The 13,438-nt window shown below is 63.9% G+C and carries 10 protein-coding genes and 1 pseudogene; 9 read left to right on the forward strand and 2 right to left on the reverse strand.

Translation table 11 applies throughout. From position 1 onward, the window contains the following. The first annotated feature begins 200 nt into the window (after window positions 1–200). The 3 genes from AC50X7_RS02435 (at window position 201) to AC50X7_RS02445 (ending at window position 3,308) form a co-directional block, all read left to right on the forward strand. Window positions 201–428, forward strand: a complete 228-nt coding sequence (locus AC50X7_RS02435) for a hypothetical protein (RefSeq protein ID WP_494977587.1) — start codon at window positions 201–203, stop codon at window positions 426–428. A gap of 48 nt (window positions 429–476) precedes the next feature. Further along, window positions 477–2,291 carry a glutaminase A gene (gene glsA, locus AC50X7_RS02440; protein ID WP_494977588.1) on the forward strand — a complete coding sequence of 605 codons (1,815 nt, stop codon included), beginning with the start codon at window positions 477–479 and terminating at the stop codon, window positions 2,289–2,291. 552 nt (window positions 2,292–2,843) lie between these two features. Then, window positions 2,844–3,308 carry a glycosyltransferase gene (locus AC50X7_RS02445; RefSeq protein WP_494977827.1) on the forward strand — a complete coding sequence of 155 codons (465 nt, stop codon included), beginning with the start codon at window positions 2,844–2,846 and terminating at the stop codon, window positions 3,306–3,308. On the opposite strand, the pseudogene AC50X7_RS02450 reads toward AC50X7_RS02445, so the two are convergent. Then, a pseudogene (locus tag AC50X7_RS02450) lies at window positions 3,284–3,958 on the reverse strand (Lrp/AsnC family transcriptional regulator); the annotation flags it as partial. The gene AC50X7_RS02445 and the pseudogene AC50X7_RS02450 overlap by 25 nt on opposite strands. A 772-nt stretch (window positions 3,959–4,730) precedes the next feature. Beyond that, window positions 4,731–6,638: an FAD-binding monooxygenase gene (locus AC50X7_RS02455; RefSeq protein WP_494977589.1), complete on the reverse strand. Its 1,908-nt coding sequence runs from the start codon at window positions 6,636–6,638 to the stop codon at window positions 4,731–4,733. A gap of 222 nt (window positions 6,639–6,860) precedes the next feature. Here AC50X7_RS02455 and AC50X7_RS02460 point away from each other — a divergent pair, with 222 nt between their 5' ends. From AC50X7_RS02460 to AC50X7_RS02485, 6 genes are all read left to right on the forward strand, one after another. Then, window positions 6,861–8,321, forward strand: coding sequence for a fumarylacetoacetate hydrolase family protein (locus AC50X7_RS02460; protein WP_494977590.1), 1,461 nt, complete (start codon window positions 6,861–6,863; stop codon window positions 8,319–8,321). Beyond that, window positions 8,314–9,000 carry a GntR family transcriptional regulator gene (locus AC50X7_RS02465; protein WP_494977591.1) on the forward strand — a complete coding sequence of 229 codons (687 nt, stop codon included), beginning with the start codon at window positions 8,314–8,316 and terminating at the stop codon, window positions 8,998–9,000. Before AC50X7_RS02460 ends, AC50X7_RS02465 begins: the two co-directional genes overlap by 8 nt. A gap of 46 nt (window positions 9,001–9,046) precedes the next feature. Beyond that, window positions 9,047–10,588 carry a 5-carboxymethyl-2-hydroxymuconate semialdehyde dehydrogenase gene (gene hpaE, locus AC50X7_RS02470; RefSeq protein ID WP_494977592.1) on the forward strand — a complete coding sequence of 514 codons (1,542 nt, stop codon included), beginning with the start codon at window positions 9,047–9,049 and terminating at the stop codon, window positions 10,586–10,588. Between the two features lie 52 nt (window positions 10,589–10,640). After that, window positions 10,641–11,720, forward strand: coding sequence for a 3,4-dihydroxyphenylacetate 2,3-dioxygenase (gene hpaD, locus AC50X7_RS02475; protein WP_494977593.1), 1,080 nt, complete (start codon window positions 10,641–10,643; stop codon window positions 11,718–11,720). 88 nt (window positions 11,721–11,808) lie between these two features. Beyond that, the gene (hpaH, locus tag AC50X7_RS02480) at window positions 11,809–12,594 is read left to right on the forward strand and encodes a 2-oxo-hept-4-ene-1,7-dioate hydratase (RefSeq protein ID WP_494977594.1); all 786 of its coding nucleotides are present in this window, start codon (window positions 11,809–11,811) and stop codon (window positions 12,592–12,594) included. After that, on the forward strand, window positions 12,579–13,382 hold the full coding sequence (locus AC50X7_RS02485; RefSeq protein ID WP_494977595.1) for an HpcH/HpaI aldolase family protein: 804 nt from the start codon (window positions 12,579–12,581) through the stop codon (window positions 13,380–13,382). The genes hpaH and AC50X7_RS02485 overlap by 16 nt, the downstream gene beginning before the upstream one ends. The last annotated feature ends 56 nt before the right edge of the window (window positions 13,383–13,438 follow it).

Raw genomic sequence — 13,438 nt, forward strand, 5'->3', positions numbered from 1 at the left:
GCCAAGTACCGTCAAAACCCACATCTCAACAATGTGTCTCACTTGAAATTTGCTCAACAAACGGGAAAGAGGCCTGCGATGAACTAGAGAGAGTCGGTTTGGGGAGTATCGCGGAAGCAGCGCCCGCAAGCCGGTCGACCACCACCCTGGGAGCCTCCTCCTTCAATCCGTCATTTTCAGGAGTCGCCTGCACTAAGTTCATGGCGATCGGGCTTGGTGCTGCTCTACTGCTGCCCTTTATCCCGAGCCGCCTCGCCGGTCTGGCCCTCGCAGGGTTCTCCGGCGACCTGCCGGCCATGTACGTCCGCACACCCGGGATGACCCATGACGACGACATCCGCCCCACCCAGGAGTGCACGCCCGTTGCCAAGATGTGTGGATGCTCGGGATCGCCCTCGATCATCATGGACAGCCGTAGGAGGCGCTGAATAATACGGAATTGAGCACCGCGCATACCTCCCCATAGTGTTGCTCCTATGGAATCTCCAATCGAAGGCTACCTGGCGCGGATTCATCGGGAGATTTCGGAACTGAAGGACGGAAAGCCTTACAGCACTATTCCGGCCATGGCGAACGTCAACCCTGACAACTTCGGGATCTGCCTCACAACAGTGGACGGGTATATCTACGAGATCGGGGACACCCGGGAAGAGTTCAGCATCCAGTCCATCTCGAAGCCCTTCACCTACGGTCTGGCACTGGCGGACCTCGGCCTGGACAAGGTGGACGAGAAGGTTGACGTCGAGCCTTCGGGGGATTCCTTCAACGAGATCTCCCTCGCCGAAGGGACAGGACGGCCGGCGAACGCAATGATCAACGCCGGTGCCCTCACGGCGACCTCTCTGATCAAAGCGTCGGGCGGCAACACCCGGATCAAGCGCATCGTCAACACGTACTCGGCCTTCGCAGGAAGAGAACTGTCCATCGACGAGGAAATCTTCGCCTCGGAACTGAAGCATGGTCACCGGAACCGGGCATTGGCGTACCTGTTGCGGTCCTTCGATATCATCGAGAATGACCCGGTGCCGGTCATCGAAGACTATTTCCGCCAGTGTTCCGTCCTGGTGAACTGTTTGGACCTCTCCCTCATGGCGGCAACCCTTGCCAACAGCGGCCGGAACCCCATGACCGGGAAACAGGTGATGGAGATCTTGCCGGTGGAGCGGGTCCTCTCGGTCATGACCACCTGCGGAATGTATGACGACGCCGGATCCTGGATCAGTACCGTCGGGATGCCTGCGAAGAGTGGAGTCGGGGGCGGGATCATCTCTGTGCTCCCCGGCCAGGTGGGCCTGGCTGTCTATTCCCCGCCGCTCGACGAGCACGGCAGCAGCGTGCGCGGCATAGCAACGAGCCAGCGGCTTTCGCAGGATATGGAGCTCCATTTTGTCCGCGCGGCACGTGTCGGCAAGTCCGCAATTCGCTCGAGCTACGACATGTCGGCTGCTCCCTCGGGTATCCGGCGTAGTGACGAGGCTACGGACCTCCTCCGCGACCATGGTCACCGCGCCCGTGTGGTTGAGCTGAACGGCGACCTCCTTTTCGCCGGCACGGAGTCGATGGTCCGGGAATTGAGCAATCTGAACGATGAGGTGGAGCTCATCATCCTCGACTTGCGTCGTGTGGACGAGGTTGCGGACGTATCGATGCGCCTCCTTGCCGAGGTTCGTGAGAACCTCGTCGCTGATGGCCGGGAGCTGGTGCTGATAGATGCGGAAGGTACGCTCGCCGATGCTTTTCGGGACGTCGACCGTGACGTCCCGACTTTTGACACACGGACGGCAGCTGTCGAATGGTGCGAGAACCGGCTCATCGAGACCTATGGCACCGAGCTGGATTTGCCGAGTCAGGTCAACATCGCGCAGTGTCCCGCCCTGAGTCCGCTCAGCGATGAGGACATCCAAAAGCTCGCCGACCGGATGGAAGACCGAACCTACAACGACGGCGACGTCATCCGCCGCATCGGGCAATACTTCGGTGGAGTGTTCTTCATCCTGTCCGGCGGCGTCACCACGTCGGTGCTCGGTCCCAGCGGGCACCGGGTGAAACTGACTACGCTGAGTGCGGGGATGACCTTCGGAGAACTTGCGCTGGGCAGCGATGATCGGCAGGAAACCACGGTGAAGGCCACAGGAAAGGTCACCATCAAACTCCTCACGGCGGACGCGATATCGCGATTGGAGTCGGAGGATGAGCGGCTTGCGCTCGAATTGTGGAAGGCCCTGACCCGAGACGCCTACACCCGGGTGGACCTTTATCTCAGGGAAACGGCAGTACGGATCCGGGACTGATTCCTGTGACTATCAGCGCCGGTCGGACGGGAGCTACCCATCATTACGGCATCAATCCACTCGCCGTCCCAGTCGTGGCCTGCTACTACGCCCGCCGTGTTGCGCGTGTCGTCTTGCACATGGATACCGCCACCGTCTCGTATCCCTTGGGAAACGAGACGTCTCCCGACTGCCTGTACGCACCGTGCCCGTAGGTGTATCCCGGGACCCGTCGATTCTTCCAACTACATATCGCAACGCGGTGCCTCGGCATCGACACTCATCATTAGTTGCGAGACGACGAGGGCCACCGCTACATTCCATGACTGCGTCCAGATAAAGCACGCCCCAATCTGACAAGCATTTCCTTGCCTCGACTACAGAAGCAGTGGGAACTGTTTTCCGCTGCCGCCAAGACGCAACGCAATGCCCTGCAAAAGGTCCGGGCCCATCACAAATTGAAGGTGTAGCATCCCAATCGGGTGGGCCGGGAAGCCTGGTCGGCGGCGACGTCGCCCCGCCTTTGGGCGGCCAAGGAATCCGTTGAAGGAGCCTGCCATGCATGTCTTGATTATGTCTTTCGGTACCCGCGGCGACATTCAGCCCTATGCAGCCCTCGCCGGTGCGCTTGCAGGCGCGGGACATGACGTCACCCTCGCTGTTCCTGAAGCGTTTGCGGAGTTCGTGCCACATGCCGGACCCGGGACCATTACCCACGAGCCCGCGGGCTCGACGATGCTGCGCCTTGTGCAGGAGGTTATGCCCGAGCTGAGTGGTCCCCGGGATGCATTGCGAACTCTTGGGATCATGACGTCCGCGATGCGGGAGTTGAACGCGGAGTGCTGGGCTGCAGCCCAGGAGGCGCGCCCCGACGTCGTCGTGTACCACCCCAAATGTCTTGCCGGGCCGCACATCGCCGAGGCACTGGGGGTACCCGGGGTCCTTTCCCTCCCGTTGCCGTTCTTTACCCCTACGCGTGCGCACGCCATGCCGTTCTTCGGAGGCGCCTCGTTCGGTGCGACCACAGCCCTCAACTGAACCTGCTGGTTGGCCAACAGCCATTCACTGCGCCGCCTCGCCGTCGCTTCCGAGACACCGACCCGGCGCCCTAATGCTTCAAAGCTCATCCGGCCGTCGGCACACAGTGCATCGATCAGCTCGTTGTCCTGTCGACTCAACTCCTGCGGCGCCTCCAAGGCGCCCGAGTCAGCCGACCGGCCGGAGAGGAATGCCTCCACGCGGTCCGTGCTGAGGAGCTCTGGCCGCCATCCCCGGATTGTCCGAAAGTAGCGGAGAACTGGGTAGCTCGTGGAATCCCGGAGACCGATGGTGGAAGGCAGTTCATCCGACAACACATTGCCCATTTGCGCTGGCTCGGTGAGGATTTCTGCCACACAGTCTCCCGTACCAGTTGTGGTGTATACGAAAGTAGTGTCGGCCCGCTGCGCGAGTGCCTGGGCGGCCGCCCGAACGGTACCTGGGGTACAACGCATCTCCACGAGCACCGCAGCCGGCTTAGGCCGCACCCCCACCACGGCAACAGCGCCCGACTCCAACAGTTGCGGTCCGCGACGAGCGACAGTCCGTTCAGCTTCCCCAAGCACGGCTGCCACCTTGCTCCATGGGCAACGCGGGTCCAGTTGGAGGGCAGCAACAATCTGCCGCTCCAACGCGTCAAGCACCACCATTCGAGCTCCGTTCATGCCTCGGTCAATTTCATCACGGACGCGCACCAATTGATTGGTGTGACCTCTCAACCCTCGAAGCACCAATCTTCGCCGGGGAGCTCAATCGTCTATTACCGTACTAGGAAGGAAAACGGCGGCAGAGCTGCCATGACGCCGGTCAGGTGTCCCTTGAAGGAGATACCGCTCGCGATTGGCGCGCTCGGAGCCGGTTTGGATACACCTTGGACCCGCGAGTAATCTCCGCGATCCCGGCGTGACTGGTCAAAAGGTTCCGGGCTACACCACGCCGTGCTGCAGGCCTTGACCAAGAGCGGATATGACAGATCTAGCCATGTGAGACCGCATGCCGGCGGTAAGCATCGATTGCACCGCCTGCGCAAAGCTGCAGCACCGTACCACCCATTGCTTGAGCACTGTGGGCCCGCAGCCCTCCACTGCTCCAGATTTGTATCTGAACATCTCATCTCCTCATCGGGCTATGCGAGTGACGTTTCTCGGAGGTCCAGTTATGGACTCGGCTCGGCTCGTCGCGTCGGGTCCTTAGACGGACTGGAGCCCGGCCGGCCATCTGCCATTCGGGGACCAACCCGGACCAGGCTCGAGGCCCTCGCCACTGACGGCCAGACCCGGGCACCGCAAGCCATAGGTGCCAACGACGTGGCGCACTGTTCGGGGCGCAGACACTGCGTCCCGTACCCTCGGGTTTGCCGCCGGCATTCGCCTCACCCCTGTTACTACCAAGTGCTGAGTGCTTGGCAGGAGCACCTTGCAACTATGCAGGTGGGAGTGGCGATGCCATCTGGTTATTCAGCAGGGGTGCGAAGAACGCGCCCAGCTCAGCCGTCGCCGTGAGCGGAAGGACGTTGGCGACGTATTGGTCCGGCCGCACCACCACCACCACACCGCCGCGGTCCAGTCCGCGTAGTTCGAAGATGTCGGCGGCGGGGTCGGTGGCGTACACCTTTTCGTAGTCGGTCAGCTTGAACGGGCCGACCTGCGGCTTGAACACGGCGGGAACGGCGCCGATGTCCACGGCGGTGTGCGGCTGCTGGTAGACCACCTTCACGTCGAACCAGGCGTCCGGATCAGCGTCCGACGGCGTCGCAGCCAGCGGTGATTCCGGCGCGTGTGCGATCCACTCGGCGAAGTCCGCCACGCCTGAGTGCGCACCTGCCGGTGCCGCGTCGGCGAAGACGTAGATGCGCCACCGGCCGTCCGCGGTGGCGTGGTGGCCGAGGTGCAGCGGGTTGGTGTCGCCCACCCGTACCGCGGGTGCGGACTTGAAGCGCTTGCCCACCGGGAATCCGGTGGCGAGGTGCTGGTGTTTTGCCTGGGCTACCAGCATGGATGGGGCGTATTCGGTCATGAATCCGGCCGGGAACTCGGCGGTCCGCACGTAAAAGTCTTCGAGGTCCGAGGGGTTTTCGAACTCCTCGGGCTTCTTGGCCATCATGGTGGACCATTCTTTGTCGAAGTCGATGAGGTTCTTCGCCACCACCTGCCGTTCCGCGGAGTAGGTGGCGAGCAGGCTCTCTGGGCTGCGGCCTTCGAGCACGTGCCCAAGCTTCCAGGCGATGTTGAAGCCGTCCTGCATGGAGACGTTCATCCCCTGGCCAGCCTTGGCGCTGTGCGTGTGGCAGGCGTCGCCGGTGATGAACACCCTCGGGGTCCGTGTGCCGCGGTCCTCCGGCAGGACGTCGTCGAACCTGTTCGTGAGCCGGTGGCCCACTTCGTAGACGCTGTGCCACGCAACGTTCCGCACATCAAGCGTGTAGGGCTGGAGGATCTCGTTGGCCTTCTGGATGATTTCCTCGATGCTGGTGTTCCGGACCGCGCCCTTGTCGTTGGAGTCGACTTCGCCGAGGTCGACATACATGCGGAAGAGGTGGCCACCTTCACGTGGAATGAGCAGGATGCTCCCGCCTGAGCCGGACTGGATGGCGCACTTGGTACGGATATCCGGGAAGTCGGTGACGGCGAGTGCGTCCATGACACCCCAGGCGTGGTTGGCTGCGTCGCCGGCGAGGGTGCAGCCGATAGCCTGGCGCACCTTGCTCCGGGCACCGTCTGCACCCACCACGTATTTGGCCTTAACGATGCGCTCCTGACCCTCATGGGGACCGGCAGTGTGGAGCAGAGTCACGCTGACAGGGTACTCCCCCTCCCCCACCTCAAGACCCCGGAACTCGTAACCGTAGTCGGGCGCCATGCGGGTGGGCGCATTGGCCATGTACTCGGCAAAATAGTCCAGCACTCGGGCTTGGTTAACGATCAGGTGCGGGAACTCGCTAATACCAGCGGGGTCGTCCGGGGTCCGGGCGGTGCGGACAATGCGCGACGGGTCGTTGACGTCCGGCTTCCAGAACGCCATCTCGGTGATCGCGTAAGCCTCAGCAATGATCCGCTCCGCGAAGCCGAAGGCCTGAAAAGTCTCGACACTCCGCGCCTGAATACCGTCCGCCTGCCCAATGGCAAGCCTGCCGGGGCGCCGCTCGATAATGCGGGTGGTGACGGTCGGGAACTGCGAGAGTTGTGCTGCGGCGAGCATCCCGGCCGGGCCGGTACCAACAATCAGGACGTCAACTTCTTCGGGGAGATCTGCGGGTCGGTCAATACCGACCCCGGCGGCGGGCTGAACCCGAGGGTCCCCGGATACATAACCGTGGTGGTGGAACTGCACGGGCTTTCCTCACTTCACTGTGGGCTTTGATTCACCAATAAGTGTTCTTTATGCGAATCAGCTTTTCTATATTTGAACGCATGGGTTCGGCAAATACTGTACGGCACATGTGACGGGGACGACAAGGGCGCAGAAAACCGGCAGAATTCGGGGGCTTGACGGATCCAGTGAGGCACCTCATCGTTGTTCGTATACGATTTCGTACTTGATGAGGAGACAGCTTTGGAGCAGGTCAACGGGGACACCCTGGCAGCGGCACGGAAGGTGATCGCGGTCCACATTAACTACCCCAGCCGCGCTGCACAGCGGGGGCGCACCCCTGCCCAGCCGTCCTACTTCCTGAAGCCGTCGTCGTCGCTTTCACTCAGCGGCAGCAGTGTGGAGCGGCCCGCGGGCTGTGAACTGCTTGGCTACGAGGGCGAGATCGCGCTGATCATTGGCAAGGCCGCCCGCCGCGTCGGGCTCGAGGACGCGTGGAGCCATGTGGCGGCGGTGACTGCCAGCAATGACCTGGGCGTTTACGACCTGCGCTGGGCAGACAAGGGCTCCAACCTTCGGTCCAAGGGCGGGGACGGCTTCACTCCAGTGGGCCCGGCACTGATCCCGGCAGAGGCCGTCGACCCCGCCGGCCTGCGCATCCGTACCTGGCACAACGGCGAACTGGTCCAGGATGACACCACGGAGGACCTGCTCTTCCCGTTCGCCCGGCTGGTGGCGGACCTGTCCCAGCTGCTCACCTTGGAAGAGGGGGACATCATCCTCACCGGCACCCCCGCCGGCGCATCCGTCGCCAAGCCCGGGGACGTCCTCGAAGTGGAGGTCTCTGCCAGGGACCTGTCCACAGGCCGTCTGGTTACCCGGGTGGAGGAAGGCACGACGACGTTCGCCGGCTTTGGCGCCGGGCCAAAGGTTGATGACCTGCAGCGCGAGGAAGCGTACGGATCGCGCAAAGCCGCCGGGCTGCCCGAAGCAGCAAGTGTCCTGACCCCTGAGTTGAAGGCCAAGTTGGAAAGTGTCGCCACGGCCACCCTGTCTTCGCAGATGCGCAAGCGCGGGTTGAACAACGTCAGCATCGACGGCCTGCAGGCAACCCGGCCCGACCGGCGCGTGGTGGGCCTGGCCCGGACCCTGCGCTACGTCCCCAACCGCGAGGACCTCTTCAAAACCCATGGCGGGGGCTTTAACGCCCAGAAGCGCGCCATCGATTCCGTGAACGAGGGTGAGATCCTGGTGATGGAGGCCCGGGGCGAGAAGGGCACCGGCACCGTGGGTGACATCCTTGCCCTGCGCGCCCAAGTGCGCGGCGCTGCGGCGATCATTACCGACGGCGGCGTCCGCGACTACACCGCCGTGGCCGGCCTGGAGATGCCCACCTACTTCGCCAACCCGCACCCCGCAGTGCTGGGCCGCCGCCACATCCCCTGGGACACGGACATCACCATCGCCTGCGGCGGGGTCACTGTCCAGCCCGGTGACATCATCGTGGCCGATTCCGACGGCATCCTGGTGATCCCGCCGGCCATCGCCGAAGAACTGGTGGAGGACTGCATCCAGCAGGAAAAGGAGGAAGCCTTCATCTTCGAAATGGTGAAGCAGGGCAACAGCGTGGACGGCCTGTACCCGATGAACGCCGAGTGGCAGGCTCGGTATAAGGAATGGAAAGCAGGCAACGCAGATGACTGAAACAGCCGTTACCGATCTGCCAGGTTCAACCATCGCCGGCAGCAAGTCCGAGCAGGCGTACCAGGCCGTGAAGGCCCGCATCGTAGAAGGTGCCTACTCCCCCGGCTACCGGCTTGTCCTGGCTGCCATTGCCAAGGACCTCGGTTTCAGCGTGGTCCCGGTCCGGGAGGCCATCCGCCGCCTCGAGGCCGAGGGCCTGGTGACGTTTGAACGCAACGTGGGAGCAACGGTTTCCGGGATTGATCCCACCGAATACCTCTACACCATGCAGACCCTGAGCATCGTGGAAGGCGCCGCCACCGCATTGTCCGCACCACTCATTGGTGAGACGGACATCGCCCGGGCCCGCGCGGTGAACGAGGACCTGCGCGAGTGCCTCCACCACTTCGATCCCGTCCGTTTCACCCAGCTGAACCAGGACTTCCACAGCGTCCTGTTCGAGCACTGCCCCAACCCGCACATCCTGGACCTCGTCCACCGCGGCTGGAACCGACTCGCATCATTGCGGTCCTCCACGTTCCGCTTTGTTCCCGGCCGGGCCCGCGACTCCGTGGACGAGCATGAGGCACTGCTGCAGCTCATCGAGTCCGGAGCAGACGCGGATGAGATCGAGAAGACCGCCCGGCTGCACCGCTCCGCCACCCTGGACGCCTACCTGAGCCAGGCCAAAAACCTCTGACCCCTCGTCCTACCAAAGACCCCATTCGAGCAGTAAGGAAACAACAATGACGTTCACTGCAGAACAGACCGCCACGCATTACGTGCCGCAGGACCTTCCCACCCACATCCAGCATTACATCAACGGCCAGTTCGTTGACTCCGTGGGCGGCAAGACCTTCGATGTGCTGGATCCGGTGTCCAACCGGAACTACGCCACGGCTGCGGCCGGGCAGAAAGAAGACATCGACCTCGCCGTCGCAGCCGCTCGCGAAGCGTTCGTGAACGGCCCGTGGCCGAGGATGAAGCCCCGCGAACGGGCCCGCATTCTCAACAGGATCGCCGATGCCGTCGAGGCCCAGGAGGCCCGGCTCGCCGAACTCGAAACCTTCGATACCGGCCTGCCCATCACCCAGGCGAAGGGCCAGGCGCTGCGGGCAGCGGAGAACTTCCGGTTTTTCGCTGACCTGATCGTGGCCCAGTTCGACGACGCCATGAAGGTCCCCGGCTCACAAATCAACTACGTAAACCGCAAGCCGATCGGCGTCGCAGGGCTCATCACCCCCTGGAACACCCCGTTCATGCTCGAATCCTGGAAGCTCGCCCCGGCCCTGGCCACAGGCAACACCGTGGTCCTCAAGCCCGCCGAGTTCACCCCGCTCTCGGCATCACTGTGGGCCACCATCTTCAAGGACGCCGGGCTGCCCGACGGCGTCTTCAACCTGGTCAACGGCCTCGGCGAGGAAGCCGGCGACGCACTCGTCAAGCACCCTGACGTCCCTCTGATCTCCTTCACCGGCGAAACCACCACCGGGCAGACAATCTTCCGCAACGCGGCCGAGAACCTCAAGGGCCTGTCCATGGAGCTCGGCGGCAAGTCCCCCTGCGTCGTGTTCGCCGACGCCGACCTTGACGCAGCGATCGACTCCGCCCTGTTCGGGGTCTTCTCCCTCAACGGCGAACGCTGCACCGCCGGCTCCCGCATCCTAGTCGAGCGCGCCATCTACGACGAGTTCTGCGAAAAGTATGCCGCCCGCGCCAAGAACATCGTGGTCGGCGACCCGCACGACCCCAAGACCCAGGTGGGCGCCCTGGTACACCCGGAACACTACGACAAGGTGGCCTCCTACGTGGAGATCGGCAAGTCCGAAGGCCGGCTCCTGGCCGGCGGCGGCCGCCCGGAGCACCTCCCCGAAGGCAACTACATCGCACCCACGGTGTTCGCCGACGTCGCCCCCGACGCCCGGATCTTCCAGGAGGAAATCTTCGGCCCCGTCGTGGCCATCACCCCCTTCGAGAATGACGACGAAGCACTCGCCCTGGCCAACAACACCAAGTACGGGCTGGCCGCCTACATCTGGACCCAGAACCTGACCCGCGCGCACAACTTCTCGCAAAACGTGGAGGCCGGCATGGTGTGGCTGAACAGCCACAACGTCCGCGACCTGCGCACCCCGTTCGGCGGCGTCAAGGCGTCGGGCCTCGGTCACGAGGGCGGCTACCGCTCCATCGACTTCTACACCGACCAGCAGGCCGTCCACATCACCCTCGGCACCGTCCACACCCCCAAGTTCGGCAGCATCGAAGCCTCCGCCGCCAACGAAGGCTAAGCCCCTTCCCCCGTTACAAACTCAAGAACCTGCTCGAAGAAGAGAGACCATCATGACCAACTTTGTCCCCACCCCCAGCGTCCCGGCACCGGACATCGTCCGCTGCGCCTACATGGAAATCGTGGTCACCGACCTCGCCAAGTCCCGGGAGTTCTACGTGGACGTCCTGGGCCTGCACGTCACCGAAGAAGACGAAAACGCCATCTACCTCCGTTCCCTGGAGGAGTTCATCCATCACAACCTGGTGCTCCGCAAAGGGCCGGTGGCTGCCGTCGCCGCGTTCGCCTACCGGGTGAAGTCCCCCGCCGAGGTGGACGCCGCCGAGGCCTACTACCGCGAGCTCGGCTGCCGGGTTGAGCGGCGCAAGGAAGGCTTCACCAAGGGCATCGGCGACTCCGTCCGCGTCGAGGACCCGCTGGGCTTCCCCTACGAGTTCTTCTACGACGTGGAGCACGTGGAGCGCCTCACCCAGCGCTACGACCTCTACTCTGCCGGCGAACTGGTCCGCCTGGACCACTTCAACCAGGTCACCCCGGACGTGCCCCGCGGCCGCGCGTACCTCGAGGACCTCGGCTTCCGCGTCTCGGAGGACATCAAGGATTCCGACGGCGTGACGTACGCTGCGTGGATGCACCGCAAGCAGACAGTGCACGACACCGCCCTCACCGGCGGCAACGGACCCCGCATGCACCACGTCGCGTTCGCCACCCACGAAAAGCACAACATCATCCAGATCTGCGACAAAATGGGCGCCCTGCGCATCAGCGACCGGATCGAACGCGGCCCCGGCCGGCACGGCGTGTCCAACGCCTTCTACCTCTACATCCTGGACCCCGACGGCCACCGCATCGAGATCTACACCCAGGACTATTACACCGGCGACCCGGACAACCCCACCATCACCTGGGACGTCCACGACAACCAGCGCCGCGACTGGTGGGGCAACCCCGTCGTCCCCTCCTGGTACACCGAAGCCTCCCTGGTCCTGGACCTGGACGGCAACCCCCAGCCCGTCATCGAACGCACCGACGCCTCCGAAATGGCAGTCACCGTCGGCGCGGACGGCTTCTCCTACACCCGGCCCAGCGAAACAGCCGGGGCTGAGGGCTTCAAGCTCGGCGCGCAGCTCTAGCACTGACTGGGCAGCCGATTCCGTATCGCAACAGCGGGACCGGCTGCCCTTACACCCGAACGATTTGTACCACCCTGAGGAGCGCAGAATGCTGGAGCCGAAGACGATTGAGGCCATCGCAGACGAGTTGCTGGAAGCCGGGCGTTCCCGGACCCCGGTGCCGCGGTTGACGGCCCGCTATCCGGAGATGACGGTGGAGGACTCCTATGCGGTGCAGCAGTTGTGGCGGCGCCGGAACGAGGAAGCGGGCCGGACCCTGGTGGGGCGCAAGATCGGGCTCACGTCCAAGGCCATGCAGGACGCCACCGGCATCACCGAGCCGGATTACGGGGCCATCTTCGATGACATGGTCCTCGAGACCGGCTGCTCGGTGGAGTGGGACCAGTACACCCACCCGCGCGTGGAAGTGGAACTCGCGTTTGTGCTCAAGGACGGGTTGAAGGGCCCGGGGGTGACCATCTTTGACGTACTGAAGGCCACCGACTACGTGGTTCCGGCCCTGGAGATCCTGGACTCCCGGATCGAGATGGAGGGCCGGACCATCGTGGACACCATCTCGGACAACGCCGCGATGGGTGCCATGGTGGTGGGCGGACGGCCGGTGAAGCCGGACGCCGTGGACCTGCGCTGGGTTTCGGCCATCCTGTACAAGAACCAGACTGTGGAGGAAACCGGCGTCGCCGCCGGGGTCCTTGACCATCCCGCCAATGGGGTGCATTGGCTGGCCAACAAGATCGCCGCGCACGGGGACTCGCTCAAGGCCGGGGACATCATCCTCGCCGGTTCCTTCACCCGCCCGCTTTGGGTTCACAAAGGCGATACCGTCCATGCCGATTACGGGCCCCTGGGGAGTGTGACATGCCGCTTCGGATAGAGGACACCTTCCGCGACGCCCTCGCCGCGGCCAACCGGCCGCTTGCCGGGATGTGGATATGCTCCGGCAGCCCGCTCATCGCCGAGCTCTGCGCCGGGTCCGGCCTGGACTGGCTCCTGGTCGATGCCGAACACAGCCCTAACGGGCTTGAATCCATCCTCGCCCAGCTTCAGGCCATCCACGGCTACCCGGTCCACACCCTGGTCCGCCCGCCCGTGAACGACACCGTGGTGATCAAGCAGTACCTCGACCTCGGCGTGCAGAACCTGCTCATCCCCATGGTCAACTCCGTCGCCGAAGCCGAAGCGGCAGTGGCCGCCACCCGCTACCCGCCCCAGGGCGTCCGCGGTGTCGGCTCCGCCCTGGCCAGGGCCGCCCGCTGGAACCGGGTCCCGGACTACCTGACCCGCGCCGGCGAGACGATCAGCGTCACCGTCCAAATCGAATCCACCGCCGCCGTGGAATCGGTGCAGGACATCCTGAAAGTCGAAGGCGTCGACGCCATCTTCGTCGGACCCTCCGACCTCGCCGCGTCCATGGGCCTGCTCGGCCAACAGGAACACCCCGAAGTGCGCACCGCCGTCGAACGCTGCCTGACAGCTGCAAAGGCAGCTGGCAAGCCGGCGGGCGTGAACGCCTTCAACCCTGACACCGCCCAGCACTACCTGGACACTGGCGCCAACTTCATCCTGGTGGGGGCCGACGTCGCCCTTCTGGCGAGGGGCTCCGAAGCCCTCGCTGCCCAATACATCAAGGCCACCGACGGCGACACCCCCGCCAGTTACTAACCCCGTGGTTGGGCCTGTCGGTACCACTGACCCATCAGGCCCATCCCCGCCCACAC

This window comes from Pseudarthrobacter sp. Hb11, assembly GCF_059383655.1.